General features: G+C 70.1%; 25 protein-coding genes. 13 read left to right on the top strand and 12 right to left on the bottom strand.

Annotated features, from left to right (window positions below):
- Positions 1-15 precede the first annotated feature (15 nt).
- From CRYAR_RS01005 to CRYAR_RS01020, 4 genes are read left to right on the top strand one after another with little or no spacing between them, the layout of a single operon-like run.
- A complete protein-coding gene (locus tag CRYAR_RS01005) occupies positions 16-1,020 on the top strand; it encodes an ABC transporter permease (protein ID WP_035847669.1) in 1,005 nt (334 codons plus the stop codon).
- Positions 1,017-1,934: an ABC transporter permease gene (locus CRYAR_RS01010; protein WP_035847671.1), complete on the top strand. Its 918-nt coding sequence runs from the start codon at positions 1,017-1,019 to the stop codon at positions 1,932-1,934. The genes CRYAR_RS01005 and CRYAR_RS01010 overlap by 4 nt, the downstream gene beginning before the upstream one ends.
- A 4-nt stretch (positions 1,935-1,938) precedes the next feature.
- Complete coding sequence (locus tag CRYAR_RS01015) at positions 1,939-2,940, top strand: ABC transporter ATP-binding protein (RefSeq protein WP_035847673.1); 1,002 nt, start codon at positions 1,939-1,941, stop codon at positions 2,938-2,940.
- A complete protein-coding gene (locus CRYAR_RS01020) occupies positions 2,937-4,040 on the top strand; it encodes an ABC transporter ATP-binding protein (RefSeq protein ID WP_035847675.1) in 1,104 nt (367 codons plus the stop codon). The genes CRYAR_RS01015 and CRYAR_RS01020 overlap by 4 nt, the downstream gene beginning before the upstream one ends.
- 35 nt (positions 4,041-4,075) lie before the next feature.
- On the opposite strand, the gene CRYAR_RS01025 is transcribed toward CRYAR_RS01020, so the two are convergent.
- Genes CRYAR_RS01025 through CRYAR_RS01045 form a run of 5 tightly spaced genes read right to left on the bottom strand, consistent with a single transcriptional unit; the run spans position 4,076 to position 7,890 of the window.
- Positions 4,076-4,936: an ABC transporter ATP-binding protein gene (locus CRYAR_RS01025; RefSeq protein WP_035847677.1), complete on the bottom strand. Its 861-nt coding sequence runs from the start codon at positions 4,934-4,936 to the stop codon at positions 4,076-4,078.
- Positions 4,937-4,947: 11 nt separating this feature from the next.
- Positions 4,948-5,766 (bottom strand): hypothetical protein, encoded by an 819-nt coding sequence (locus CRYAR_RS01030; protein WP_035847680.1) that lies wholly within the window; start codon positions 5,764-5,766, stop codon positions 4,948-4,950.
- Complete coding sequence (locus tag CRYAR_RS01035) at positions 5,763-6,458, bottom strand: hypothetical protein (RefSeq protein ID WP_035847683.1); 696 nt, start codon at positions 6,456-6,458, stop codon at positions 5,763-5,765. The genes CRYAR_RS01030 and CRYAR_RS01035 overlap by 4 nt, the downstream gene beginning before the upstream one ends.
- Positions 6,455-7,354, bottom strand: coding sequence for a zf-HC2 domain-containing protein (locus CRYAR_RS01040; RefSeq protein ID WP_035847686.1), 900 nt, complete (start codon positions 7,352-7,354; stop codon positions 6,455-6,457). The genes CRYAR_RS01035 and CRYAR_RS01040 overlap by 4 nt, the downstream gene beginning before the upstream one ends.
- Entirely contained in the window at positions 7,351-7,890 is a 540-nt protein-coding gene (locus tag CRYAR_RS01045; protein ID WP_035859946.1) for an RNA polymerase sigma factor, read from the bottom strand. The genes CRYAR_RS01040 and CRYAR_RS01045 overlap by 4 nt, the downstream gene beginning before the upstream one ends.
- An 80-nt stretch (positions 7,891-7,970) precedes the next feature.
- On the opposite strand from CRYAR_RS01045, the gene CRYAR_RS01050 reads away from it, so the two are divergent.
- From CRYAR_RS01050 to CRYAR_RS01060, 3 genes are read left to right on the top strand one after another with little or no spacing between them, the layout of a single operon-like run.
- Positions 7,971-9,908 (top strand): acyl-CoA dehydrogenase family protein, encoded by a 1,938-nt coding sequence (locus CRYAR_RS01050; RefSeq protein ID WP_035847687.1) that lies wholly within the window; start codon positions 7,971-7,973, stop codon positions 9,906-9,908.
- Between the two features lie 4 nt (positions 9,909-9,912).
- Positions 9,913-10,551 (top strand): class II aldolase/adducin family protein, encoded by a 639-nt coding sequence (locus tag CRYAR_RS01055; protein ID WP_035847689.1) that lies wholly within the window; start codon positions 9,913-9,915, stop codon positions 10,549-10,551.
- Positions 10,548-11,033 (top strand): GNAT family N-acetyltransferase, encoded by a 486-nt coding sequence (locus CRYAR_RS01060; RefSeq protein WP_035847691.1) that lies wholly within the window; start codon positions 10,548-10,550, stop codon positions 11,031-11,033. Before CRYAR_RS01055 ends, CRYAR_RS01060 begins: the two co-directional genes overlap by 4 nt.
- Here the strand turns inward: CRYAR_RS01060 and leuA are convergent.
- The 5 genes from leuA to CRYAR_RS01085 form a co-directional block, all read right to left on the bottom strand.
- Positions 11,030-12,742 carry a 2-isopropylmalate synthase gene (gene leuA / locus CRYAR_RS01065; RefSeq protein WP_035847693.1) on the bottom strand — a complete coding sequence of 571 codons (1,713 nt, stop codon included), beginning with the start codon at positions 12,740-12,742 and terminating at the stop codon, positions 11,030-11,032. The two genes, CRYAR_RS01060 and leuA, sit on opposite strands and share 4 nt — an antisense overlap.
- Before the next feature lie 185 nt (positions 12,743-12,927).
- Positions 12,928-13,545 carry a GTP-binding protein gene (locus CRYAR_RS01070; RefSeq protein ID WP_035847694.1) on the bottom strand — a complete coding sequence of 206 codons (618 nt, stop codon included), beginning with the start codon at positions 13,543-13,545 and terminating at the stop codon, positions 12,928-12,930.
- Positions 13,526-13,885: a DUF742 domain-containing protein gene (locus tag CRYAR_RS01075; protein ID WP_035847696.1), complete on the bottom strand. Its 360-nt coding sequence runs from the start codon at positions 13,883-13,885 to the stop codon at positions 13,526-13,528. The genes CRYAR_RS01070 and CRYAR_RS01075 overlap by 20 nt, the downstream gene beginning before the upstream one ends.
- Before the next feature lie 23 nt (positions 13,886-13,908).
- A complete protein-coding gene (locus CRYAR_RS01080; RefSeq protein ID WP_035847699.1) occupies positions 13,909-14,331 on the bottom strand; it encodes a roadblock/LC7 domain-containing protein in 423 nt (140 codons plus the stop codon).
- Positions 14,328-18,065 (bottom strand): sensor histidine kinase, encoded by a 3,738-nt coding sequence (locus CRYAR_RS01085; protein ID WP_035847702.1) that lies wholly within the window; start codon positions 18,063-18,065, stop codon positions 14,328-14,330. The genes CRYAR_RS01080 and CRYAR_RS01085 overlap by 4 nt, the downstream gene beginning before the upstream one ends.
- Positions 18,066-18,705: 640 nt before the next feature.
- On the opposite strand from CRYAR_RS01085, the gene CRYAR_RS01090 reads away from it, so the two are divergent.
- The 4 genes from CRYAR_RS01090 to CRYAR_RS46675 all read left to right on the top strand — a co-directional run bounded on the left by CRYAR_RS01090 (position 18,706) and on the right by CRYAR_RS46675 (position 21,987).
- Positions 18,706-19,971, top strand: a complete 1,266-nt coding sequence (locus CRYAR_RS01090; protein WP_035847705.1) for an aspartate kinase — start codon at positions 18,706-18,708, stop codon at positions 19,969-19,971.
- Positions 19,968-21,035: an aspartate-semialdehyde dehydrogenase gene (locus CRYAR_RS01095; RefSeq protein WP_035847707.1), complete on the top strand. Its 1,068-nt coding sequence runs from the start codon at positions 19,968-19,970 to the stop codon at positions 21,033-21,035. Before CRYAR_RS01090 ends, CRYAR_RS01095 begins: the two co-directional genes overlap by 4 nt.
- A 91-nt stretch (positions 21,036-21,126) precedes the next feature.
- Positions 21,127-21,660: a cysteine hydrolase family protein gene (locus CRYAR_RS01100; protein WP_035847710.1), complete on the top strand. Its 534-nt coding sequence runs from the start codon at positions 21,127-21,129 to the stop codon at positions 21,658-21,660.
- 150 nt (positions 21,661-21,810) lie between these two features.
- The gene (locus tag CRYAR_RS46675) at positions 21,811-21,987 is read left to right on the top strand and encodes a hypothetical protein (protein WP_157017212.1); all 177 of its coding nucleotides are present in this window, start codon (positions 21,811-21,813) and stop codon (positions 21,985-21,987) included.
- A gap of 52 nt (positions 21,988-22,039) precedes the next feature.
- Here CRYAR_RS46675 and CRYAR_RS01105 read toward each other — a convergent pair whose 3' ends face one another.
- The gene (locus CRYAR_RS01105; protein ID WP_157017214.1) at positions 22,040-22,477 is read right to left on the bottom strand and encodes a hypothetical protein; all 438 of its coding nucleotides are present in this window, start codon (positions 22,475-22,477) and stop codon (positions 22,040-22,042) included.
- Between the two features lie 717 nt (positions 22,478-23,194).
- On the opposite strand from CRYAR_RS01105, the gene CRYAR_RS01110 reads away from it, so the two are divergent.
- The gene (locus tag CRYAR_RS01110) at positions 23,195-24,328 is read left to right on the top strand and encodes a helix-turn-helix domain-containing protein (RefSeq protein ID WP_035847714.1); all 1,134 of its coding nucleotides are present in this window, start codon (positions 23,195-23,197) and stop codon (positions 24,326-24,328) included.
- A 53-nt stretch (positions 24,329-24,381) separates the two neighbouring features.
- Complete coding sequence (locus CRYAR_RS42480) at positions 24,382-25,620, top strand: hypothetical protein (protein WP_157017216.1); 1,239 nt, start codon at positions 24,382-24,384, stop codon at positions 25,618-25,620.
- 7 nt (positions 25,621-25,627) lie between these two features.
- Here the strand turns inward: CRYAR_RS42480 and CRYAR_RS01120 are convergent, their stop codons facing one another.
- On the bottom strand, positions 25,628-25,987 hold the full coding sequence (locus CRYAR_RS01120; protein WP_035847716.1) for a nuclear transport factor 2 family protein: 360 nt from the start codon (positions 25,985-25,987) through the stop codon (positions 25,628-25,630).
- Positions 25,988-26,095 lie beyond the last annotated feature (108 nt).

The raw sequence follows: 26,095 nt of genomic DNA on the forward strand, positions 1-26,095 counted from the left end.
CGTTTAAGGACCTAAATGCTTCGGTACGTCGTGCGCCGGTTGGTCGGCGTCATCCCGACGCTGTTCGTGCTGTCGTTCCTGCTCTATGTCTGGCTGCGTTCGCTGCCGGGCGGGCCGGCGACAGCACTTCTCGGCGATAAGGCCACCCCAGAGAAGATTGCTTCTCTGAATCACACACTGGGGTTGGATCAGCCCATCTGGGTTCAGTACGCCAAGTTCGTCGGGCGGGTGTTCACCGGTGACTTCGGGTCGTCGCTGGCTAGTTCGCGCCCGGTGGGCGCCGAACTTGCCGACGCGCTGCCGGCCACGATCGAGCTGAGCGTCGCCGCGCTGCTCTTCGCCGTCCTGCTGGGTATCCCGCTGGGGTACCTGTCGGCCAAGCTCCGTGGGGGCTTCTTCGACAACGCCACGGTGATCGCGACGCTGATCGGCGTCGCCGTGCCGGTGTTCTTCCTCGGTTACATGCTCAAGTCGTGGTTCGCGGTGGACCTGGGATGGTTGCCGCCGTCCGGGCGCGTCACCGCCGGCCTGGACCAGACAAAAATCACCGGCTTCCTCATCCTCGACGGGATCCTGACCCGCGAGTGGGACGTCGTCTGGGACTCGATCAAGCACCTGATCCTGCCGGCGATCACGCTGGGCACGATCCCGCTCGCGGTCATCGTCCGGATCACCCGCGCCTCCGTGCTGGACGTGCTGAACGAGGACTACGTCCGCACCGCCGAGGCGAAGGGCCTGCGCTCGCGCACGATCCGCAACCGGCACGTCCTGCGCAACGGCCTGCTGCCGGTGTCGACGACGATCGGTCTGCAGGCCGGTCTGCTGCTCGCGGGCGCGGTGCTCACCGAGAAGGTGTTCGTCTGGGGCGGCATCGGATCGTTGCTCGCCGAAGGCATCGAGAAACGCGACTATCCGAGATTGCAGGCGCTGATCCTCGTCGCCGCGTTGACGTACGTGCTGGTCAACTTGCTGGTGGACCTCTCCTACGCACTCATTGACCCACGGGTGCGTGTGCGATGACGAGCTTGCTCACCCGTAAGAAAGACCGCATCGACGATCTCGCCGAGCGCGGCGAGAGCCTCTCCCGGGACGCGTTCCGCCGGCTCTCCCGCAACCCGGTGGCGATTCTGGGCGCGGTCATCGTGCTCCTGTTCGTGCTGGTCGCGATCTTCGCGCCGCTGCTGGCGCCGAAGGACCCCTACGTCCGCTACCTGATCGACGAGGTGCGCCAGAACTCGCCGCTGCCCGCGCGCGACGGGTTCCCGCTCGGAGCCGACCAGAACGGCCGCGACGTGCTCAGCCGCCTGATCGTCGGCGCCCGCCAGTCACTGATCGTCGGTGTCGTGGCGACGCTCGTCGGCCTGATCGTCGGCATGCTGCTCGGTGGTGTCGCCGGTGCGGTCGGCGGCTGGGTCGACACGGTGCTGATGCGCTTCGTCGACATCCTGCTTTCGGTTCCGAGCCTGCTGCTGGCGATCTCGATCGCGGCGGTGTTCAAGAGCGCGAACCAGTGGACGGTCATCGCGGCCGTCTCGATCGTGTCGGTGCCGATCTTCGCGCGTCTGTTGCGTGGCGCCATGCTCGCGCAACGACATGCCGACCACGTGCTCGCCGCGAGAGCGCTCGGCGTCCAGGAGCGGTCGATCGTGTTGCGGCACATGCTGCCCAACTCGCTGTCGGCGGTGATCGTCCAGGCCACGTTGACGCTCGCCACCTCGATCATCGACGCCGCCGCGCTCTCGTTCCTCGGCCTCGGTGACGCCGACCCGAACCGCGCCGAGTGGGGCGCGATGCTGGGTGACGCCCAGACCTACTTCGACATCCAGCCGTCGTTGGCGATCTGGCCTGCGCTCTGCATCATCGTGGTAGCGCTCGGCTTCACCTTGTTCGGTGAGTCGCTCCGCGAGGCTCTCGATCCCAAGAACCGGCGGTAACTCCATGGCTCTCCTCGAGGTCAAGGACCTGACCGTCACGTTCGGACGCCGGGGCGAGAAGCCCGTGCGTGCCGTCGACGGTGTCAGTTTCAGCGTCGAACCGGGCCAGACCGTCGGTCTGGTCGGCGAGTCCGGCTGCGGCAAGTCGGTCACGTCGCTGGCGATCATGGGCCTGCTGCCCAAGCGCGGTGTCGAGGTCGGCGGTACGGCGCAGTTCGAAGACGTCGACCTGTTGAAGTTGTCGACGAACCAGATGCGCGACCGGCGTGGCCGGGACATCGGCATGGTGTTCCAGGACCCGTTGAGCTCGCTCAACCCGGTGCTGCCGATCGGCAAGCAGGTCACCGAGGTGCTCGAGCGGCACCGCAACATGCACAAGGGCGAGGCGAAGGCCGAGGCCACCGACCTGCTCACCGCGGTCGGCATCCCCGACCCGCAGCGGCGCCTCAAGGACTACCCGCACCACCTCTCCGGCGGCATGCGCCAGCGCGCGTTGATCGCGATCGCGCTCGCCTGTCGTCCGCGTCTGCTGATCGCGGACGAGCCGACCACGGCGTTGGACGTCACCGTGCAGGCCCAGATCCTGGCCCTGCTCGAGCGTCTGGTCGACGAGGTCGGCAGCGCGTTGATCCTGATCACCCACGACCTCGGGGTGGTCGCCGGTCTCTGTGACACGGTGAACGTGCTGTACGCAGGGAAGGTCGTCGAGAACACCGACCGGTACCGGCTGTTCGCGCAGCCCCGGCACCCCTACACCTCGGGCCTGCTCGGGTCGGTGCCGCGGCTGGACGCGCCACGCGGGCAGGCGCTCACCCCGATCCGCGGTTCGGTGGCCGACGCGCTGCCGTGGTCCGAGGGGTGCGCGTTCGCTCCGCGCTGCGACAACAAGATCGACACGTGCGTGTCGTCGACCCCCCAGCTGGAGCCGGACGCCGAGAGCCGCCGGCTGCTGCGCTGCTTCAACCCGGTCGAGAAGCCGGCCGTCGTCGAGGAGGTAACTCAGTGAGCGTCCTTCTAGACGTCAAAGACCTGCAGGTGTACTTCCCGATCAAGCGCGGGGCGCTCTTCGACCGCACGGTGGGGCACGTGCACGCGGTGGACGGTGTCTCGCTGTCGATCGAGCGCGGTGAGACCTACGGCCTGGTCGGCGAGTCCGGCTGCGGCAAGACGACGTTCGGCCGGGGTCTGCTCCGGCTGGTCGAGCCCACCGGCGGTTCCGCGCTGTTCGAGGGCGAAGACCTCCGCGAGCTGAAGGGCGAGGCGCTGCGGAAGGCGCGGCGTCGGATGCAGATGGTCTTCCAGGACCCGCTGTCGAGCCTGGACCCGCGGCAGAACGTCGAGTCGACGCTGTCCGAGGGGCTCAAGGCGCACGGCCTGTGGGGCAAGGACGGCCACAAGACCCTCAAGGAGATCCTGGACGCCGTCGGTCTTCCGGCCACCGCGCTCCGGCGCTACCCGCACGAGTTCTCCGGCGGTCAGCGTCAGCGCATCGGCATCGCGCGGGCCCTGGTGCTCAAGCCCGACCTGATCGTCGCCGACGAGCCGGTGTCGGCGCTCGACGTGTCGGTGCAGGCGCAGGTGCTCAACCTCCTGGAGGACCTCCAGGAGCGGTACGGGCTCACCTACCTGCTGATCGCGCACGACCTCGCGGTCGTGCGGCACACGTCCGACCGGGTCGGCGTGATGTACCTCGGCGGCCTGGTCGAGGAGGCCACGAGCACAGAGCTGTACGAGCAGCCGCTGCACCCCTACACCCGGACGCTGCTGTCCGCGGTGCCGGTGCCGGACCCGCTGGTGGAGGACAGCCGGCAGCAGATCCTGCTCTCCGGTGACCTGCCGTCGCCGGCGAATCCGCCGAGCGGCTGCCGGTTCCACACCCGCTGCCCGTGGCGTCAGGAGACGCGCTGCGACACCGAGCGCCCGGAGATGCGTGAGCTCGCGCCGGGGCACCGGGTGGCGTGCCACTGGGCGGAGGACATCCGCGACGAGAAGATCCAGCCGCACGAGGTGCGTCCGGAGCTCGTCGAGGCGTCCGAGGCGCTGGGTTCGGCGAGCGTCCAGACGGTGACGGCGGAGATCGCCGGCACCCTTCCGCCCGGCCACTGAATCGGCGGGGCGCCCGGCACCGGGCGCCCCGACCGTCAACGGGTGGTCACGGCCAGGTAGCCGTCTTCCAGGCCCGGGTCGACCGGCTGGGCCCCGGGGTCCGGGGCGCCGGCCGCCACGACCCGGTAGCGCATGCCGTTCTCGTGCGGCAACGCGGAGACGACAGTGCCCGCGGTCGGGGGCGGGCCGTCGGTGACGACCGACCAGACCCGTCCGTCGGCCCGGCGGACGAGTTCGTCGGTCGTGCCCCGGAAGATGAGCCGCCCCTTCGCGAGCACCGCCACCTCCCGGCAGGTCTGCGCGATGTCGTCCACGATGTGCGTGCTCAGCAGCACGGTGCGACGGCCGGCGAACTGGGACAGCAGCGTCCGGAAGCGGATCCGTTCCTCCGGGTCGAGTCCGGCGGTCGGCTCGTCCACGATCAGCAGCCGCGGGTCGGCGAGCAGCGCCTGCGCGATCCCGACGCGTTGGCGCATCCCCCCGGAGAAGCCACGCAGCCGACGGTCGGCGTGCGGGGTCAGCGCGACGACCTCGAGCAGCTCCCCGACGCGTCGCCGCCGCACCGCGCGGTCGTCCATGCCCTTGAGCAGCGCCACGTAGTCCAGGAACTGCCGTGCGGTCAGGTCGGGGTAGACGCCGAGATCCTGCGGCAGGTAGCCGAGCCCACGCTGCACTGCGGTGCGCCCGGCGCCGGTCGCGAGGTCGTGGCCGCCCACCGTCACCCGGCCGGACGACGGTCGCACGACCCCGGCCAGTATGCGCATCAACGTGGTTTTGCCGGCACCGTTGGCACCGAGCAGACCGAACATGCCCGTGGGCACGGTCAGGTCGAGGCCGTCGAGGGCGGCCACGCCGCCGCGGTACGTCTTGGTCAGGCCGGAGATTTCGATCCGCACGTCAGTTCCCTTCAACGGGCTCGGCGGACGCGTAGCGCGTGGCCGCCGGCGAGGACGGCGACTGCGAGCGCCAGCAGCACGCCGATGGACAGCACCGCGACCGCAGGCGTCGGGTCGGGCCGGAGAAAGTTCAACGTCGCGCCCGACACCGGGCCGGCCAGCGTGTCCTGCCCGTCGATGCCGCGGAAGTCCAGCAGGGCGGTGAGCGCGTAACCGCCGAGCGGGTGGACGAGCGTGCCCGAGAGCGTCGGCATCGTGTCCGGGGGCACGACGTTGCCCCAGAGCCAGTAGCCGACGAACAGCACCCGGAACAGCGGAGCAGGCACGACGAGCGGCCCGGCCAGCGCGAGAGCGGCCACGAACAGCAGCCCCGGCACGAACACCACCGCGAACGCGACGAGCGCCCACCCGATCGCGCCCGCGCCCCCGCTGTCGGCCGCGTAGGCGATCGCGAAGCCGAGGTACGCGACCAGGATCGGGACGGCGGTCGCGGCGCCGGCCCTCAGGTACTTCCCGAGCAGCCGGGCGCGTGGCTCGGCCGGTGTGGCGTCCAGTATCGACGCCACGCGCAGCCGGTCGTCGCGCACCAGACGGTCGGCGAGCAGGCAGCCGAACCCGATCGATAGCAGCCCGTGGAGCTGCACCGCCAGGCCGACCACGGCGGTCCGGGCCTCGGGTGGCCGCTCGGCCGGGTCGAACAGATCACGCAGGAGGCTGCCGCCGATCAACACGAACAACACCAGGGTCAGCGCGGGCACGATCCACACCGAGCGTTTCCGGACCTGCATGCGGAACTCGTAGCGCAGGCTCGCCGCGAACGCGCTTGTCATTCATCCTCCTCGCCGATGAGGCGTTCCGAGCGGCCCAGCACGACGAGCGCGAGCGTGATCAGTGCGGCCGAGGCGCCGAGCAGGGTCAGGCGGTTGGCGGCCCAGTCGTCCGGTGCCGAACCCCGGGTCGTCGCGAACAGGTAGAGGAGCCGGCCCGCCCGATGGTCCTGCGCCGCTCCGGCGAAGAACTGCTGGATCGCCCAGAGCGTGGTCACCAGCGCGCCGGCCGCTCCCGGGCTGCGGAACACCGCGCCGGCGGCGAAGCCCAGCGCGCTCAACCCGAGCGTGGGCGCCACCCAGGTGAGCTGCCCGACCAGTGCCCCGTGGTTGGCCGGCCACCGCGCCCACCAACCGGTCACGATCAGCGCGACCGCGGTCGGGACGGCGAACGCCGCCGACCAGCCCAGCGTCACGCCGAGGCGACGCAGCAGCGTGACCCGGTACGACGTGGGTGAGGTGAGCTGCAACTCCACCGCCGGATCCCGGCCGACGAGCGAGGCGCAGGCGACGCCGGCCGCGAGCGGGACCGCCATCTCCAGCGTGCCGAGCAGGATTCGTGCCGTCGTGGTGTCGCTCGGCATCGGGTTCGCCAGTGCGGCGACGATTCCGACGGCGACGGCGATCGGTGGCCCGAGAAGCGCGGACCAGCCGGCCCGGCGCACCTCGTACTGCCAGAGGGTCAGTGGTTTCACAGTGGGTGGGTAGCGCGGCGACCGCGGTGGGGTTCACCACGTCCGGCAAGGAGTACGGCGGCCGCCGCGAGTGCGGCGCTGAGCGTCAGCACGGGTGCGTTCGTCGACCAGGCGTGCACGATCGCCCTGGCCGGCCAGCCGTCCGCGGTGAGCAGGCTGGCGGCCAGCACCCGCACGGCCCAGAGCCCGACGGCCAGGCCGAGCGCGACGTCCGGTCCGAAGCGGACCGCGCCGAGCAGGCTCAACGCGGAGAGCAGCGCCATCGGGCCGAGCCAGGCGCCCACGAGCGCGTTCAGGTCGGCGGTTCCGGCCGCGCCGGAAACGCTCAGGACGGCCGAGGCCGCCAGCGCGAGAGCCAGGTCGTAGCCGAAGACGAGCGTGAGGCGGACGAGGAGCAGGAGCCGCTCGGACGTCGGGGTCGCGGCGACCAGCTCGGTGGCCGGGTCGTGGTCCGAGCGGTACGTGCCGCTGACGCCGGCGGCGGCGACGATCGGGGCGATCAACGCGAGCATCAGGTCGGCGATCCGGTCCGGGCCGGCCTGGAACAGCACGACGACGACGCCGAGCGCCATCACCAGGGCGGAGGCGACCGGAACGGCGAGCCGGATCAGCCGGGCCTCGGCCACCAGCAGCCCGGCGAGGTGTCGCAGTCGTCGGGTCGGCGGCAACCCCACCGGCTCCTCGAACGCACTTCGCGTCAACACCTCACGCACCAGCTGCCCCGCCTCCGGTGCGTCACCGAGCCCGCCCGGGGGTTCGGCCGCGGAGGTCGCGATCGCCTGCCAGCCGGCGAGATCGGCGCGGCAGCGGGCGCAGCCGCGCAGGTGCGCGTCGACACGGGCGTGGTCGGTCGCGGACAGCGAACCGGCGGCGTAGGCGGGGAGCAACTCGTTCATTCGGGCACCTCCTGGGCGGCGAGCGCCGCGGCGACGGCGGCCCGGGCGTGGAACAGCCGGCTCTTCACGGTGCCGACGGGGATCCCGAGCACGTCGGCGACGTCCGCGAGCGGCAGCCCGGCCACGAAGACGAGCGCGATGACGTCGCGGTGGTGTCCGGGCAGCCGGTCGATCGCCGCGGCCACCGGTGTGCCACCGGCCGCCGCGATCGCCAGCTCCTCGGGTCCGGTGCTCGCGTCCGGCCGATCGGTGGTCTCCGTCGGCGCGGGCCCGGCCCGCAGGCGGAGCCGGTTGTGCGCCTGACGTCGGGCGATGCCGAAGAGCCAGGTCGTCACCCTGGCGCGGCCCTCGAACGAGCCGGCCGACTGCCAGACCGCGAGCATCGTGTCCTGCAGGATCTCCTCGGCGACCATCCGGTCACCGGCGAGCCGGTGGAGGTACCCGAACAGCCCGCCGGAGTGCCGTTCGTAGAGCAGCCGCAGCGCGGTCGCGTCCCCGGCGGCGATCGACCGCAGTAACTCGGCGTCGCTACCCACCCCGCTCACCTCCTCCGCAAGGTTGGTAGCAGTCACCGGGCCGGTTGGTTCACCGGACGACGGGTGGGTACTCGCGAGTAATGAGCGATCTGGCCGACCTGCGTCGGGTGTTCGACGGGCGGTGGGCCGAGGTGCGCGACGAGGCCCGCAAGGCCTTGCGGCGGCCCGAGTTCGGGCTCGCCGGCGACCTCGGCCGCGACGCCCACCGTCAGCACGTCTGGGAGCTGCTCCAGCAGCTGGCCACCGTCGGCCACTCCCGGCTGGGCTTCCCGACCCGCTACGGCGGTCTGGGGGACACCGGCGGGTCGGTCGCGTCGTTCGAGATGCTCGGTTACGGCGACCTGAGCCTGATGGTGAAGTCCGGCGTGCAGTGGGGCCTGTTCGGCGGTGCGATCCAGGCGCTGGGCACCGAGCGGCACCACGAGCGGTACCTCCCGCCGATCATGAGCCTGGAGCTGCCCGGCTGCTTCGCGATGACCGAGACCGGCCACGGCTCGGACGTCCAGCACCTGCGCACGACCGCGACGTACGACCCGGCGGCAGGGGAATTCGTGGTCGAGACGCCGCACGAGGCCGCGCGCAAGGACTACATCGGCGGCGCGGCCCGCGACGCCCGGCTCGCTGTCGTGTTCGCCCAGCTCGTCACCACGGAGAACCACGGCGTCCACGCGTTCCTGGTGCCGATCCGCGACCAGGACGGCAACCCCTGCCCGGGCGTCCGGATCGGCGACTGCGGCGGCAAGGCCGGCCTCGACGGCGTCGACAACGGGCGGCTCTGGTTCGACCGGGTCCGGATTCCACGGGAGAACCTGCTCAACCGCTACGGCGACGTCGCTGAGGACGGCACGTACTCCAGCCCGATCGAGAACGCCGGTCGTCGGTTCTTCACGATGCTCGGCACGCTGGTGCGCGGCCGGGTGAGCGTCGCCGGAGGGGCCGGGAGCGCCACCCAGACCGCGCTGACGATCGCCGTCCGGTACGGCGAGGTACGACGGCAGTTCGACGCGCCCGGGCGGGACCGCGAGGTGGCGCTGCTCGACTACCTCGCGCACCAGCGTGCGTTGCTGCCCGCGCTCGCGAAGACGTACGCGCTGCGGTTCGCGCAGGAAAACCTCGTGCGCACCCTGCACGAACTCCAGCCCGCCGACGGCCTCGCGGACGGTGCCGCGCCGGACGGCGTCGCGCAACGGCAGTTGGAGGCCCGCGCGGCGGGCTTGAAAGCAGTGGCGACCTGGCACGCGTCCGCGACCATCCAGGCGTGCCGGGAGGCCTGCGGCGGAGCCGGGTACCTCACCGAGAACCGGCTGCCGCAGCTGCGTGCCGACACCGACGTGTTCACGACGTTCGAGGGCGACAACCGGGTGCTGTTGCAGCTGGTCGCCAAGGGCCTGCTGACCGGGTACCGCGACCAGCTCGGTGATCTGGACGCGCTGGGCATGGTGCGCTTCATCGCCGATCAGGTGTGGGACGCGGTGACCGAGCGGACGTCCGTGCTGCGCCGGTTCGGCGAGGGCGACCTGCGCGACCGGGAGTGGCACCTGGCCTTGTTCGAGGACCGCGAGAAGCACGTCCTGGAAGGGCTCGCGAAGCGGCTCCGGAAGGCCGGCGAACCGGACGCGGACGCGTTCGCGGTGTTCAACGACGCGCAGGACCACGTGCTGCGGCTCGCGCGCGTGCACGTGGAGCGGGTGCTCCTGGAGGCGTTCACCGAGGCGGTCGCCGAAGCGCCGGACGGGCTGCGCGACGTGCTGGGCCGGGTCTGCGCGCTGTTCGCGCTGTCTACGATCGAGGCCGACCTGGCCTGGTTCCTCGGGCACGGCCGGATGACGCCGAGCCGGGCCAAGCGCGTGACGAGCACGGTGAACGAACTCTGCCGCGAACTTCGTCCGCACGCGTTGTTCCTGGTCGACGGCTTCGGAATCCCGGAAGAGTGGCTGGACGCGCCGATCGCGCAGGGCGCGGAGGAACAGCGGCAGGACGCCATGCACTCCCACGACGAAACGCTCCGGGCGGGGTGAGAAGATCCCGATCGTGACCGAGCGGGGCGCGATCGCCGAAGTTTGCCAGCGGATGGTCGCCGACCGTCTGGTCGTCGGAACAGCCGGGAACGTCTCCTCCCGGGACGGAGAGATCGTGGCGGTGACGCCCACCGGCGTGCCGTACGCCTCGCTGTGCCCGGAAGACGTCGGACTGCACGCGCTGGACGGCACCCCGGTCGACGCGCGGCTGAAGCCGACGAGCGAGCTTCCCCTGCACCTCGCGATCTACGCGGCGCGCCCGGACGTCGGCGCGGTCGTGCACACGCACTCGACGGCGGCCACGGCCCTGTCGTGCCTGGTGACGCAGATCCCGGCCGTGCACTACTACGTCGGGCTGTTCGGCGGATCGCCCCGGGTGGCGCCCTACGTCGAGTACGGCACCGACGCGCTGGCCGCCGGTGCCGTCAACGCGTTGGAGGACCGCACCGCGTGCCTGCTGGGCAACCACGGCGCGGTGGCGGTCGGGAAGTCGCTCTCCGAGGCGTACGAGCGGGCGCTGTACCTGGAATGGGTTTGCGAGGTGGCGCTGCGGGTGTTGTCATCCGGGATGATTCCGCGCCTGCTGGACGGCGTGGAGATGGACGACGCCACCGCGCGGCTCGCAACCTATGGACAGCGATGACTCACATTCGGACGTACGTCGAAATGACGTCGGCGGCGGAGCTGCGGCCCGGACGGTTCGCGGAGGCCGTCGCGCTGCTGCCGATCACCGGGCAGACCGGCCTGATCCGCGACCTGGAGACTCGGGTCGGGGAGCCGCACGGCTGGGGAGCCGGAACCCGCTCCGAGGAGGCGTGGGCCGAGGAGTTCGCCAAGACCTACCTGCAGTGGTGGGCGATCACCCACCACGACGAGCCGGTCGGGCTCGTCGAGCTCGCCGATCGGGCGCCCGAGGTCGAGATCACGACGTTCGGGCTGCTGCCCGAGGCCGTGGGGCGCGGCATCGGCGGGCACGCGCTGACGCTCGCGGTGCGGCAGGCCTGGTTGCTGCGGCCCGGCGTCACCCGTGTGTGGCTGCACACGTCGACGCAGGACCACCCGAACGCGCTGCCCAACTACCAGGCACGCGGGTTCAAGGCCTACCGCACCGAGGAGCGTCCCTAAGCCCGGTAAGCGCGGTTGACGGCGCTCACCACGGCCTTCAGCGACGACGTCACGATGTTGGTGTCGACGCCGACGCCCCAGCGCACCTGGTCCTCACCGATCGCGCACTCGATGTACGCGGCGGCCTGGGCGCCACTGTCGGCGGACATCGTGTGCTCGGTGTAGTCCAGCAGCCGCACCGGGATGCCGGCCGCGTCCAGCGCGGTCACGAACGCGTTGATCGGGCCGTTGCCCGACGCCTCGACCGTCTTCTCCACGCCGTCCAGCACGATGTCGAACGAGACCTGGTCACCGACGTTGTGGTAGCCGCGCAGCGCCAGCCGGCCCCACGCGTTGTCGGGGTTCGGCAGGTACTCGTCGCGGAACACCGACCACATCGCCTCGGGGCTGACCTCGCCGCCCTCGTTGTCGGTGATCTTCTGCACGACCTGCGAGAACTCGATCTGCAGCCGGCGCGGCAGGTCGAACTGGTGCTCGGTCTTCATGACGTAGGCGACGCCGCCCTTGCCGGACTGCGAGTTGACCCGGATGACCGCCTCGTAGGTGCGGCCGATGTCCTTGGGGTCGATCGGCAGGTAGGGCACCGCCCAGCGGAAATCGTCGACGGGCGTGTTCGCCGCCGCCGCGTCCCGCTCCATCCACTCGAAGCCCTTCTTGATCGCGTCCTGGTGCGATCCGGAGAAGGCCGTGTAGACCAGGTCGCCACCCCACGGGTGCCGCTCGTGCACCGGCAGCTGGTTGCAGTACTCGACCGTGCGGCGTACCTCGTCGATGTCGCTGAAGTCGATCATCGGGTCGATGCCCTGGCTGAACAGGTTCATGCCCAGCGTCACCAGGTCGACGTTGCCGGTGCGCTCGCCGTTGCCGAACAGGCAGCCCTCGACGCGGTCGGCACCGGCCAGCACACCGAGCTCGGCGGCGCCGACGGCCGTGCCGCGGTCGTTGTGCGGGTGCAGCGACAGGATGATGTTCTCGCGGTGCGCCAGGTGCCGGTTCATCCACTCGATCGAGTCGGCGTAGACGTTCGGCGTCGCCATCTCGACGGTGGCGGGCAGGTTCAGGATCACCGGCCGGTCGTCGGACGGCTCCCAGATGTCGCTCACCGCGTTGCAGACCTCGGCGGCGTACTCCAGCTCGGTGCCGGTGTAGGACTCGGGGGAGTACTCGAAGCGGATGAACGTGTCGCCCATCGACTCGGCCAGCTTCTGGCACAGCCGGGCGCCGTTGGTGGCGATCGCGGTGATGCCCTCGCGGTCCAGGCCGAACACGACCCGCCGCTGCAGCGTCGACGTCGAGTTGTACAGGTGGACGATGGCTTGCTTGGCGCCGCGGACGGAGTCGAACGTCCGGTGGATCAGCTCTTCGCGTGACTGCGTCAACACCTGGATCGTGACGTCGTCCGGGATCAGGTCGTCCTCGATGATCTGCCGGATGAAGTCGAAGTCGGTCTGGCTGGCCGCCGGGAAACCGACCTCGATCTCCTTGTAGCCCATGGCGACGAGCAGCTCGAACATCTTGCGCTTGCGCGCGGGGCTCATCGGGTCGATCAGAGCCTGGTTGCCGTCACGCAGGTCGACCGCGCACCACAGCGGCGCCTCGGTGGCTTGCTTCGACGGCCAGGTGCGGTCGGCCAGATCGATCGGCGTGAACGGGGTGTAGCGGTGGATCGGCATCCCGCTGGGACGCTGAGGGTTGCGGATGAAGCTCATTGCCAGGTGCTCCTGAAGTCTTGGCGAGTGCAAGCCGGCAAGCACGCCAAGCGCCGCGACGAGGAAGCCGGCTCGTTAACTGGCCTCGCCGCGGCAGAGAAGGAGGAGTCCCACCATCCGCACGCCTTTCACCATAGCAGCACGAAAGGCCGCGGCTTTTCGCCGCGGCCTCTCGTGAAGGTGGATCAGCTGCCGACGCCGGCCGGAGCCGCGCCACGCAGACGTAAAACGTACTCGACGAGCGAGATGAGCAGCGCCTTCGTCGACTCGCGGCCACGGGCGTCGCAGTTGATGATCGGTACTTCCTGGCCGATCGTCAGCGCGTCACGCACGTCCTGCGTCGTGTATGGCTGAATGCCGTCGAAGCAGTTCAGACCGACGACGTACGGCAGCCCGCGCTGCTCGAAGAAGTCGACGGCGGCGAAGCAGTCGGCCAGGCGACGAGTGTCGACCAGCACGACCGCACCGATCGCGCCACGCACGAGCTCGTCCCACATGAACCAGAACCGTGTCTGCCCGGGGGTACCGAACAGATACAGGATCAGATCCTCGTCGAGCGTGATACGGCCGAAGTCCATCGCCACCGTGGTGGTGGACTTCCCCGGGATCTTCGAGGCGTCATCGACGTCGATCGCGGCGGCAGTCATCACCGCCTCGGTCGTGAGCGGACGGATCTCCGAAACCGACCCGACGAGCGTGGTCTTGCCCACGCCGAACCCGCCCGCGATGACGATCTTGGCCGAGGTGGCGCGGCTCGCCGTCACCCGCGGCGGGCGGCCGGGGCTAGAGCTTCCGAAGTCCACTGAGCACCCTTTCCAGCAGATACGTTCCGAGCTGGTCGTCGAGCCTGCCGGGCTCGTGCACATCCAGCATTCCGGCCTCGGCCATGTCGCCGACGATCACTCGGGCAACCCCGAGAGGTGTGCCAAGATACGCCGCGATTTCCGCCAGCGACTGCACTTGCTGGCAGAGCTCCACGATCCTCTGCCACTCGTGCCGGGCAGATCCGGCCTCGCGGTCACCACGTGCGGTGGCCGTGACCAGTGCCTCCATCGCGATGTCGACCCGGGATCTGGTTCGCCCCCCGGTCATCGCGTACGGGCGCACCAGCGGCCCGCTTTGATCGACGTACTCGGTACTCATCGCGCGACGTCTCCTGTCGTCCCTCAGCGCGGAAGGCTGGCGTGGAGTTCAGAGCGTAGGGCAGGCGTGAGCACCTGTCCCACTCGCTCCACGAGCAGTGCCATCTCGTACCCGACCTGACCGATGTCACACGCACGCGATGCGAGAACGGCCAGGGAAGATCCGTCGCTGATGGACATGACCAACAGGAAGCCGGTGTCCATCTCGACGACGGTCTGGCTGACGCTGCCGCCCTCGAAGCAGAGCGCCGCGCCATGGGTAAGGCTCACCAGGCCGGAGGCGATGGCTGCCAGCTGGTCGGCCCGGTCCCGAGGCAGGCCGTCGGAGACCGCCAACAGCAGTCCGTCGGCGGACACGGCCACGGCGTGGGCGATGCCGGGGACGCGGTTGGCGAAGTTCGCCACCAGCCAGTTGAGGTTCTGGGCATCGTGGCTCAGCGAGCTCACATCTCCTCCTGCGTTTCAGGTGAGCCGGCAAGGGTCGTACCGGTCGGGGACGGGCGCCCGGCCTGACGCCCTTGCTCAAGACCGCTGCGGTAGCTGGACAGAACGCCCCGCACCGCCTCGGGAGACCGGTGGGAAGTCGGGCGAGAAGCTTTCTTCGCCGCCGTTTCCACACGGCCCGGCACGAAGTGTGCCATCGGAACACGCTTCGGTAGACCCGTCTTGGTGGTACTGCTGGGAGCCGCTTCGGCGACTGCCTGCGCAGCGCGCCATCCGGCGTCCGCCGGAGACTCCCATGCGGCCGTGGCGGGCTGGCGTGCAGCACCGACGCTGACCGGCTCTTCCTGCCGTTCCATGCCACTGGGGGTGGCCGGCTCGTCCGCGTTGCTGCCGTTGGTCCCGTTGCTGCCGTTGCTCCCGTTCGGGCGCGGGCGGCTCCAGGCGGCGGTTGCGTTCTGGGCGAAGGGCACCTCGCCGCCGACCACCGGAGAGACCGGCGCTTCGGGGAGGCGAGTGGTTTCGGGTGCCTGCTTCTCTTCCGGCTCCTCCGGCGCGGTGCTCCGGGCGGCGCCGGGAGCCTCCGGCACCCGCGGCGGCGACCACGAGGAGCCGTTGTTGCTGCTGCCGTTGCGCGGCGCCGCGGTGGTGCGTGACCGGAACCACTCCGACTCGATCGCGTCGAAGATCGGGAGCGGCATCTCGATCGTCGGGTCCGAGTTCGGCGGGTCCGACGGGCCGGCGCGGAAGATCTTCTGCGCGCCGGTCGCGTTCGACCGGTCCGACGAGGCCTCGCGTCGCAGCGCGGCCATCGCGTCGGCGGCGGAACCGCCACCGGCCCGGCTCGGCGAGGTCGGTGCGGCCTCGGGAGCCTTCTGCGCCGGAGCCTGAGCGGCCTGGGCGGCCGGGGCCGGCGGCGCGGCCGGGCTGGTCGGCGCCAGCGGACCGGTCGGCGCGATCGGCCGGGTCTGCTGCTGCGGCACCTGCGCCTCGCGGCTCGCGAACGGGTCGCGGACCGGCAGCGGCGTCGGGCCGCCCGGCGTCGGGCCGGCGGGCTTCGGAGAAGGCGCCGGGAAGCCCGGCTGGGTGGTCGCGGCGTTCGGCGAGGACTGCTCGTCGGCGACCGGACGCGGGATCCCGCCCGTGCTCCAGGTGAGGTCGGGCTCGCGGGCCTCGTTCGGCGCGGTCTCCGGTCGGAGGTCGCCGAGGATGCTGTGCGTCCCGGTGGCCGCGGCGGCGGCCGGGTCACGGATGATCGGCACCGGCCGCGTGGGCTCCGACCAGCTGGGGTCGGGCTGCTCCTCGACCGCACCCGGAGCCGTGAACGGCGGCTGGGCCGGCGTCGGCGTGGTGGGTGCGAACGGGAAGCCCTGCGCTCCGCTGTCGTCACGCTCGTCGCGCCGGGGCAGCGGCTCCGGGGTCACCGGGCCGAACAGGTCCCGGGCGCTCGGCTGGCCGTGCGACGGCGGGCCGTACTGCTCGCGCTGGTTGTCCTGCTCCTCGGCGTCCTGCCGGACCCCGCCGAACGGCGGCGCGCTGCGCTGCGCCCACGGGTCGGACGCGTTCTGCTCCGCGGCCGGAGCGAACGGCTGCTCGGGCTGCTGGTGCTGAGGCTGCTGGTGCTGGCCCGGCTGGCCGAACGAGGGCTGGTTGCCGCCGAACGGCGTCGGGGGCAGCTGCGGGGCACCGCCGAACGGCGGCTGGCCGGGCGTCGGGGCGCCGAAGTTGCCGGTGGGCGCGTAGTGGGCGTTCGCGGCCGGCAGCGCGGGCTGCTCGCCGGTGCGGTCGACCCGCTCCGACGTGACTCGCTCGACCGGACGGTCGCCGTGCTCGTCGCTCTCCGCGGCCGGCAGCGGCGCCGGGACGACGGGCTGGTCGCCGTGGAGAACACCGGACGGAAGCGTGACGATCGCGAGGACACCGCCACCGGACGCGTCCCGCAGCATGACCTTGACGCCGTGGCGGGAGGCCAGGCGGCCGACCACGAACAGGCCCATCATGCGGGAGACCGCGATGTCGAAGACCGGCGGCTTGGCCAGGCGCTCGTTGAACTCCGCGAGCTGCTCGCGGCTCATTCCGATGCCCTGGTCCTCGATCTCGATGATCACGTGGTCACCGACCCGGCGGGAGTCGACGACGACGTCGGTACGCGGGGAGGAGAACGACGTCGCGTTCTCCAGGATCTCGGCGACCAGGTGGACGAGGTCGTTCACGGCCGCGGCCGAGATCTCCACCGAGTCGTCGATCGATCCGAGCTTGACCCGGGTGTACTGCTCCACCTCGGCGGTGGCGGCCCGGAGGACGTCGACGAGCGGTGCGGGGCGGGTCCACCGGCGACCGGCGTCGGCACCGGCGAGGACCAGGAGGTTCTCGTCGTTCCGCCGCATTCGGGTGGCGAGGTGGTCGAGCTTGAACAGCTCGGAGAGGCGGTCGGGGTCGCGCTCGCCCTGCTCCAGGCCGTCGATCAGGCGGATCAGGCGGTCGACCAGGAGCTGCGAGCGGCGGGAGAGGTTGACGAACATCGTCGAAACGCTCTGCCGCAGCTGCGCCTGCTCGGACGCGACCCGGACGGCCTCGAGGTGGACCGCGTTGAACGCCTGGGCCACCTGGCCGATCTCGTCGCCGGAACGGATGTCCAGCGTGCGGGCCCTGGTCTCGGCGCTCGCCTGGGCGGCGGTCTGCTGGTCGGCGTCCTGCAGCCTGCGGACGACCTCGGGCAGCGACTGGTAGGCCACCTCGAGGGCCGAGGACCGCAGCCGGACCAGCGGGCGGACCATCGAACGGGCGACGGCCAGCGAGACCAGCAGAGCGATGACCAGGGCGGCGAGCGCCACCGTGATGACGATGATCGTCTTGCGGATCGCGTCGTCGCGGAAGTTGGCGGCGGCCTGGACGGCGTCGGCGCTCAGCTTCTCTTCGACGTTACGGAGCACCGAGTCGATCTGGGTGCTGTCGGCGACCCACTGCGTCTGCGTCGTATTGATCTCGGCGCCGATCGACGTCTTACGGATTCGGGAGGCCGCCGATCGGTACGGGCCTTCCTGGCTGACCGTGTCGTTACGGGCACCGCGCTGGGTCGGCGTCGCGGTCTCGCCGAACTCCGTGTTGAACGTCTCCTGCTCGGTGGCCGCCTGCGTGACTTCCTTGAACGACTCGTTCGTGAACTTCTTGTCCTGGTCGACGAGGACGTCGAGGACGAGCACCTGTTCCCGGCCGATCGACTCCTTGTACCGGGAGAAGACCGACACGGCGGCGAGCTGGTCGGAGAGGTCACGGTCGTCGGCGGCACCGGCGAGCCGGTCACCGATCTTCAGGAGGTCGCCGATCAGCGTCTCGTACTTCTGCGCGGCGAGGTTGACCGTCACGCCGCCGTTGCGGGCCTGGTTGAGCAGGTTGTTGCGCCCGTTGACCAGCGTGGTCGAGCCGCGGGTGACGCTCTGCAGTTCGCTCTGGATCGGCGCTTTCGTGTCGGCGTCGAGACGACCGGCCTCGGCCAGGAACTGGCGGAGGGTGGCGTCGGTCGTCGTGCCGGCCTCGATGAAGCGGCGAAGCGGCGGGTGCGTCTTCCCCTCGCCGGGGTTCGCGACGTAATAGGCGGCCGCGGACCGCTCCAGCTGGAGATCGTTGACGAGCGTCGAAGCCTGGCTGCCGAGGCGCGCGAGCTGCTGCACCTGCTGTGCCGATTGGGCCTCGTCCGTAACGATGTACGTCAGGATGCCGGCGAATAAGAACATCGCCATCAACGGGACCAAGGTGATGAGAACGACCTTGACCCGGATGGGAGCGTTACCGAGGAAGCGCTGACTGCGGGTCAGAGGCCGGTTGACCGGCTGCTCGGGGCCCGAGTTACTCCGGTCCTCGGAGGGCGTTCCGGCGTTCGGGACCCGCCTGACCGGCCCCTCTGAGGTGGCGGCCGGACGTAAGCCCTTGAGGGACGTGGGCACGACTCCTCCGTCTACTGTCGCTACTGGCGAAACGCGCCCCCGCGGCCGGTGAGTAATTCTCACCCACCGGCGGTGTTCGCTGTGGCATTGCACCACGATCCAGACGAGGTGGAAAGCGCGACGGTTCGCAGTGGGGCCAGATGTCCCGCAATGACCTGATACCGGGTGAGAATCTCGTCTACCCGGCGTTGCGGAATCCTCCGAACGTGGGAGGTGGCGCGCATGTGGTCACACCAGTCACAGGCATTCGTGACATTCCGTGATGTCTTGACGGAAGGCGACCTGACGATGGCGCGACGTGACGAGTCTCCCACGAGTGGTCAATCGGATACCACCCGGGGTGCCTGGCCGCAAAAACGGGCTGCGACCGCCGGTACCCTGGGCACGGAACTCTGCCTGGTGGGTGCGTCCTGCCGGGCCGTACGGAAGGAGCGACGTGGGACTCGTCGTACAGAAGTACGGCGGCTCCTCGGTCGCCGACGCTGAGCGGATCAAGCGGGTAGCGGAGCGCATCGTCGCTACCCGGAAAGCCGGCAGCGACGTCGTGGTCGTGGTCTCCGCGATGGGTGACACCACTGACGAGTTGCTCGACCTGGCCGGCCAGGTCGCCCCGGTTCCCCCGGGGCGCGAGCTCGACATGCTGCTGACGGCGGGTGAGCGCATCTCGATGGCGCTGCTCGCGATGGCGATCCACTCGCTCGGGTACGAGGCCCGTTCGTTCACCGGCTCACAAGCCGGTGTGCTCACCACCGCGCGGCACGGCGCCGCGCGCATCATCGACGTGACGCCCGGACGGATCCAGGGCGCGGTCGACGAGGGCGCGATCGCCATCGTCGCCGGGTTCCAGGGCGTCGCCCAGGACACCAAGGACATCACGACGTTGGGCCGCGGTGGTTCCGACACCACGGCGGTCGCGCTCGCCGCGGCGCTGAAAGCCGACGTCTGCGAGATCTACACGGACGTGGACGGCGTCTACACCGCGGATCCGCGGATCGTGAAGAACGCCAAGAAGCTCGAGACCGTCGTGTACGAGGAGATGCTGGAGCTCGCCGCCTGCGGCGCGAAGATCCTGCACCTCCGGTCGGTGGAGTACGCCAGGCGTTACGACATCCCGATTCACGTCCGCTCGTCGTATTCGAACAAGCCCGGCACGATCGTGGCCGGGTCGATGGAGGACCCTTCCGTGGAGCAGGCGATCATCTCCGGCGTCGCGCACGACCGGAGCGAAGCGAAGATCACCGTCGTGGGCGTACCCGACCAGCCCGGTATCGCCGCGTCGATCCTGCGCACGGTGGCCGACGCCGAGATCAACATCGACATGGTGGTGCAGAACATCTCGGCCGCCGCGACCGCGCGCACCGACATCTCGTTCACGCTGCCGAAGGCCGACGGCCCGGCGGCGATGGCCGCGCTGCAGAAGGTGCAGCCCACGATCGGCTTCGACCGGCTCATCTTCGACGAGCACATCGGCAAGGTCTCGGTCGTCGGCGCCGGCATGCGGTCGCACCCCGGCGTCATCGCCTCCTTCTGTGAGGCGCTGGCCAAGGTCGGCGTCAACATCGAGATCATCTCGACGTCGGAGATCCGCATCTCCGCGGTCTGCCGTGACACGGACCTGGACGCCGCGGTGCGCGCCGTGCACGAGGCGTTCGAGCTCGGCACCGACGAGGAAGCCACTGTCTATGCGGGGAGCGGACGATGAGCCGGAAGCCCACCCTCGCCGTCGTCGGAGCCACCGGTGCGGTCGGCACCGTGATGCTGTCGATCCTGTCCGAGCGCGCCGACGTCTGGGGAGAGATCCGGCTCGTCGCCTCGAAGCGGTCGGCCGGCAAGCGCCTCGTCGTCCGGGGTGAAGAGGTAGAAGTACGCCTGCTCGAGCCGTCGGTGTTCGACGGCGTCGACGTGGCGATGTTCGACGTTCCGGACGAGGTGTCCGCGCAGTGGGCGCCGATCGCGGTTTCGCGCGGCGCGGTGGCGGTCGACAACTCCGGCGCGTTCCGGATGGACCCCGACGTGCCGCTCGTCGTGCCCGAGGTCAACGGGGCCGCGGCGGCCAACCGGCCGAAGGGCATCATCGCCAACCCCAACTGCACCACGCTGACGATGATGGACGCGCTCGGCGCGCTGCACGCGAAGTGGCAGCTCACCGAGCTGGTCGTGGCGTCGTACCAGGCGGCGTCCGGGGCCGGGCAGCCCGGCGTCGACCGGCTTCACGACGAGCTCGGCGTGGTCGGCGGCCGGCGTGACCTCGGCGTTCGCGCCGGTGACGTGCGTGCGGCGCTGGCCGAGAAGCTCGGTGACCAGGCGTCCCCGTTCCCGGCCCCGCTGGCGCTCAACGTCGTTCCGTGGGCCGGGTCGCTCAAGGACGGCGGCTGGAGCAGCGAGGAGCTCAAGGTCCGCAACGAGTCGCGGAAGATCCTCGACATCCCTGACCTGCGCGTCTCGGCGACCTGCGTGCGGGTTCCGGTCGTGACGACCCACTCGCTCGCGGTGCACGCCACGTTCGCGTCGCCGGTCACCGTGGACGAGGCGCACGAGGCGCTGGCCGAGGCGCCGAACGTCGTCGTCGTCGACGACCCGGCGAAGGGCGAGTTCCCGACGCCGGCCGACACCGTGGGTGCGGACCCGACGTTCATCGGCCGGATCCGGCAGGCGCTGGACTTCCCGAACACGCTTGATCTGTTCATCACCGGCGACAACCTGCGTAAGGGTGCCGCCCTGAACACCGCGCAGATCGCCGAGCTGATCGCGGCCGAGCTCAGCTGATGCCCGTGGTGAGCGTCGACGTCACGGGGTCGGCGCTCACCAAAGCCGGATGAATGCGCATAGTCCGATCGCGGGTGGTTAGTCCACCTCTGTGCCCAAAACCGCGTTGATAGTGATCGACATGATCACCCCGTACGACTACCCGGACGCCGACCGGCTGCTGGCGTCGGCCGAGCAGGTCGTACCCGCGATCTCGACGCTCATCGAGCGCGCGGACGTGCCGGTGATCTACGTCAACGACAACTTCGGGTCGTGGACGTCGAACCGTGACTTGATCTATCAGTCGGCGCTCGACGGCAAGGCGCCGCACCTCGTCGAGCCGCTCCGGCCGGGAGACGAGACGATGTTCGTGGTGAAGGCGCGGCACTCGATCTTCTTCCAGACGCCCCTGGAGTACCTGCTGGGGTCGCTCGACGTGACCCGGCTGGTGATGACCGGGCAGGTCACCGAGCAGTGCGTGCTCTACTCCGCGCTCGACGCCCACATCCGGCACCACGAGGTCGTCATCCCGAAGGACGCGGTGGCCTGCATCCACCCGCACCTCGCCGAGGCGGCGCTGGAGATGATGGAGCTGAACATGGGTGCGCAGGTGTGCAGCGCCGAGGACGTGCGACTTCGCACGTAATAAATAGGTGGCGCGGGCCGGTAACGTCATTCCCGTGATCAGCTGACGAGCACCCACGCCGCGTGACTACTCCGCGGTCCGTCGTCCACCGTGCTCAGCTGACCGTCTCCTTTTTCGTCGCTGGGCACCCCTCTGTTCGGAGGTCGCCACATGCGTGCACTGTCTACCAACGAGCCCTCGGAGCCCGGGCTGAGCCGGGCCGAACGCCGGGCCGCAGCCAAGGGTCGGAAGGGCTCCGTCGAGTCGCCGCGGGCCGTGGAGCTGCCCGGCCGCGGCAAGAACGTCGTTCACGACCGCAGCCGCTACGCGATCCGTCGCCGCGGCTGACTTCACGCGCGCCGGCCGTCCTGCCCCCTCCCGCAGGACGGCCGGCGCAGTCTCAGACGGACTCGATGAGCGCCGAGACCAGGACGGCCAGCACGAGCGCCGTCCACATGAGCACCCGAACCACACCGGCCAATGCGCCGAGCGCCGTCGCCGCCACCCGGGCCGCGGTCACGACGACGACCGCGGCGACGGCAGCGGCTCCCGCCACGGCCCCCGCGGCCCCGGTGACGAGCCAGGGAGCCACGTCGGCGCCGGACGAGTCGGCAGGTGCGCAGCCGGACAGCACCACCAGCACGATGACCGTCGCGAAGAGAACCGCGAACACGCGAGATCCGCGCTTCGGCCCGGCGACCGCGACGATGAGGATCGCGAACACGATGAGCAGCCAGCCGGCGACCTCGTGGGCGATCGCCACCGCGCTCGCGGCGACGAGTTCGGCGGCCTTCGGAATCCGTAGCCGGGCATCCGTAAAAATGCTTACCTTGAGCATGGTGGGTCACCCCCATGAAGGCACTGCGGTGCCGGCGGAGATGACCCCGCCAGCAGGGAACACGGACACCCCTGGCCTTCGCGCCAACGGACAGCCGGGGGTGTTCGTTCACAAGTACGCCGTATGCCGCGCCGTTGCGGCGACCGACCGATTCGAGATGTGTTCGAAGAGTCGTGTCGTCTCGGCCTCCCAGGGGCCGCGGAAACAGGGACTACGTCGTCGAGCGCCGACGAGAGTCGGGCCAGCGTAGGCGCGGGCCGTCAGCTGAAACCAGAAGCTGACGTCGCCTGGCAATTGCCAATTAAGCCGGGACGATCCGCTGGTGTCAGCCGGAGCGTCGGGCCGGGTTCGAGCCCGGACGAGAATCATTTGCGGCGACGCTGCCGCAGAGAGCGGGACTAATCGTCTTATGCGGACGAATTCGGCCGGCACGTGCGCCTCAACGGTGTCGGGAGTCCCACGGCTAGCCCCCTTCGCTCACCTGACGCTCCCGCACCGGGCGGGACGTCGCCGAATACCGTTACTAACGAGTAGAGCATTCAGCTGAACGGCTGACAATAGCTGAAGCTATTGTACCCACAATATTTAGGTTGATCGGTGACGGGTGTGAACAATGAGGCTTATGGGGCGGTAAGGAGGGCTCGTGGATCGGCCTTGCGGGCTGCTCTATCGTCAGGGGGTAACTAAACTTCTCTACTTCAGTGAAGAAGGCTGAACATGTCAGCCCAGGGTCAGGACTCGGTGTCGCCACCGGTGCGTCTCGCGCGCAAGCTGCGTGACCTCCGGCGATCCGGGCTGGGGCGGCGCTTGACGCAGGAGCAGCTCGGCCAGTTGCTCGGCGGCGCCGAGCCACTCAGCGCACCGCTGATCTCGTCCTGGGAGCGGGACACCCAGCCGACGGTGCCGCCGGAAGGCCGGGTGCGCGCCTACGCCAGGGTGTTCGCGACCCAGCGCTCGCTGAGCGAGGGAATCGTCGAGGAGGACGATCTCTCCGAAGTGGAGAAAGAGCACCTCTACGAACTGGAGAGCGAGCTCGTCGGGCTGCGCGCGGCGGCGATCGGCGCGGCGGAGGCCGACTCCCCGTCCGCGGGAGCGGCGGTCGCGGAGCCACCCATCGGTCGAGCGGTCGGCTACGGCACCTGGCACTTCGGGGATCAGCGCCCGGTCGTCATCGTCGCTAGTGAGCTGCCGGTCGATGAGCGGCCGGGGTACGCCAGTTCGTCCAGTCCCGACTACGTCGAACTGTTCCGCTACGCGGACCTGGATTCGATGGTCGAGGCGTATGGGCACATCCGGGCCGCCAATCCGCAGAACAACCGGGTCCGCTTCCGTCCGGCGAGCGCGCTGACGCGAGACGACTTCGCCAGCCACCTCGTCCTCCTGGGCGGCGTCGACTGGAATCCGGTCACTCGCGACCTGCTCCGCCGGATGCACCTGCCGGTCCGCCAGGTGTCGGCCGACAACCGGGTCCAGGACGCGTACTTCGAGGTCGTCGAGGGTGACCGTCGACGTCAGTTCCGTCCGCAGGTCATCGCCGACCAGGGCGCGGCCGAGCTCATCGAAGACGTCGCGCTGTTCTACCGCGGGCCGAGCCCGCTCAACCGCCGTCGCACCGTGACGATCTGCAACGCCATGTTCGGGCGGGGCACGCTCGGCGCCGTGCGAGCGCTCACCGACGCCTGGTTCCGCGATCGGAACGAGAGTTACCTGGCTGAGCGCTTCGGGGACGCCGAGGAGTTCCTGCTGCTCATCCGGGTGCCGGTCTTCGCCGGGAACACCCTGACCCCGGACTGGACGCTGGAAGAGAATCGGCTCTTCGAGTGGTCACGCACGGCGGGCCAAACGCGGTGACGGCGCGGAACAGTTGGGTTTCCCCCCATCACCACGGGTCGCACCGCGACCTGTTGCGGCCGGTCCGAGTCTCCGCGCCGAGCAACGCGCACGTCGACATGATCGCGGTTCCGACCAGCAGGCCGGTCTCCTATCTCGCGCACGCGGTCCGGCTGGCGGAACGACTGGACTGCACGTTGTTGGTGCTTGCCAGTGGCAAGTGCTCGGCGTCCGAAGTCGTGCGACGCTACGGCGCTCGTCTCGACGACCGGCTGATCGTGATCGACGTCCCGATCGGTTACGCGCAGAGCGAGCCGATGTTCCGCTTCCGCGCCGACGCCGTGGCGCCCGAGGTCACGACGCGCCCCAGCGACACCAGCGTGAAGCGCAACCTCGCGCTGGTGCTGGCCAAGTCGCTCGGCGTCCGCGCGCTGTTCTTCCTGGACGACGACATCATCGTGCCGGACTGGGTCGACGTCTGCCGGGCCGCGGCGGTGATGGGGCGCGGCCACCGGGCAGCCGGGTTGTTCGTCGACGGATATCCCGACAACTCGGTGGTGTGTCACGCCAACCGGCTGACGGGCGGCCAGCAGGACACGTTCGTCGGCGGCGGGGCGTTGATGGTCGACGCGCAGCAGGCGACCGGGTTCTTTCCGAACGTCTACAACGAGGACTGGTTCTTCCTGCTCGACAGCGCCGCGGACCGGGCCGTCGCCACGACCGGCACTGCGGTGCAGCGGCCGTACGACCCGTTCCACAGCCCGCACCGCGCCCGCGGGGAGGAGTTCGGCGACGTCCTCGCCGAAGGTCTGTTCTGGCGCCTCGACCTGGGTGACTCCGTCCGCGGTGCCGATGCCGCCTTCTGGAAGCGGGCGTTGGACCGACGGCTCCACTTCATCGACGAGGTGCAGGAGCGGGTCGGCCGCATGCGTGACGCACCCTCGCTGCGATGGCGAATCGAGGCGTCTCTCGAGGCCGCGACGCTGGCCCATCACACGTTCACACCCTCGATCTGTGCGCACTACCTCGAGAGCTGGCTGCACGACCGGAAGGGCTGGAACAGGCGGCTGGCGCGCATGCCGTTCGGCCGCCCGCTCGGAGAGTTGCTCGCTTCGCTGCACCTGACGCTCGCCGGCACGGCCGACCCAGGTATGCGCACGATTCCGGCCCCGACCGTCGTCATGAGCCCGGATCCCCAGCCGCTCGCCGACTCGCACGGTGAACCGCTGTGGGGGCTGCGCAGTCCGCTGACGGTGGCAGCGGCCGGGCGGCGAGCGAGCGTTCCGAGCGTCGACAGCTCACTCACCGCCTGACCGGAGCTCAGCCGGGCACCTTGTCCAGGAAGCCGTAGACGCGGCGGACGCGGCCGTCCGCGAACACCGCCACGTCGAACCCGACCACGAGCGCTTCGCCTCCGGCCGGGCCCAGCTCCCACTGGAAGCGCGCCTGCTCGTGATGGGCGTCCACCGGGCCGGCGAGCCGGAAGACCAGGCCCGGGAACTGGCTCTGCACCGCACCGATCGTGGCGTCGATGGCGTCGCGCCCCTCGGCCACTGCGAGCGGGTCCGTGTACAGAGCGTCGTCCGACCACACCGCGTCGATCTCGGCGCGGCGGCGCTCGGCGTCGGTTTCGTTCCAGGTTTTGAGGTATCGAGTGACGAGTTGTTCGATGTCGCTCACGGGGCGTGCTCCCTGTTGGCGGGGGATCCGACACCAAAATCCTGGCTCGACCTGGCCTTCGCGTCGATTACCTACGAGGTAAGCGGACGGCCCACGGTTCAAACCCCC

This window comes from Cryptosporangium arvum DSM 44712 (assembly GCF_000585375.1).
Classification (GTDB): domain Bacteria; phylum Actinomycetota; class Actinomycetes; order Mycobacteriales; family Cryptosporangiaceae; genus Cryptosporangium; species Cryptosporangium arvum.

Coding starts and splice junctions, on each gene's coding strand:
- CRYAR_RS01005 (WP_035847669.1), top strand. CDS start 16: ATGCTTCGGTACGTCGTGCGCCGGTTGGTCGGCGTCATCCCGACGCTG.
- CRYAR_RS01010 (WP_035847671.1), top strand. CDS start 1,017: ATGACGAGCTTGCTCACCCGTAAGAAAGACCGCATCGACGATCTCGCC.
- CRYAR_RS01015 (WP_035847673.1), top strand. CDS start 1,939: ATGGCTCTCCTCGAGGTCAAGGACCTGACCGTCACGTTCGGACGCCGG.
- CRYAR_RS01030 (WP_035847680.1), bottom strand. CDS start 5,766: ATGACAAGCGCGTTCGCGGCGAGCCTGCGCTACGAGTTCCGCATGCAG.
- CRYAR_RS01040 (WP_035847686.1), bottom strand. CDS start 7,354: ATGAACGAGTTGCTCCCCGCCTACGCCGCCGGTTCGCTGTCCGCGACC.
- CRYAR_RS01050 (WP_035847687.1), top strand. CDS start 7,971: ATGAGCGATCTGGCCGACCTGCGTCGGGTGTTCGACGGGCGGTGGGCC.
- CRYAR_RS01060 (WP_035847691.1), top strand. CDS start 10,548: ATGACTCACATTCGGACGTACGTCGAAATGACGTCGGCGGCGGAGCTG.
- leuA (WP_035847693.1), bottom strand. CDS start 12,742: ATGAGCTTCATCCGCAACCCTCAGCGTCCCAGCGGGATGCCGATCCAC.
- CRYAR_RS01075 (WP_035847696.1), bottom strand. CDS start 13,885: ATGAGTACCGAGTACGTCGATCAAAGCGGGCCGCTGGTGCGCCCGTAC.
- CRYAR_RS01085 (WP_035847702.1), bottom strand. CDS start 18,065: ATGGCGATGTTCTTATTCGCCGGCATCCTGACGTACATCGTTACGGAC.
- CRYAR_RS01095 (WP_035847707.1), top strand. CDS start 19,968: ATGAGCCGGAAGCCCACCCTCGCCGTCGTCGGAGCCACCGGTGCGGTC.
- CRYAR_RS46675 (WP_157017212.1), top strand. CDS start 21,811: ATGCGTGCACTGTCTACCAACGAGCCCTCGGAGCCCGGGCTGAGCCGG.
- CRYAR_RS01105 (WP_157017214.1), bottom strand. CDS start 22,477: ATGCTCAAGGTAAGCATTTTTACGGATGCCCGGCTACGGATTCCGAAG.
- CRYAR_RS01110 (WP_035847714.1), top strand. CDS start 23,195: ATGTCAGCCCAGGGTCAGGACTCGGTGTCGCCACCGGTGCGTCTCGCG.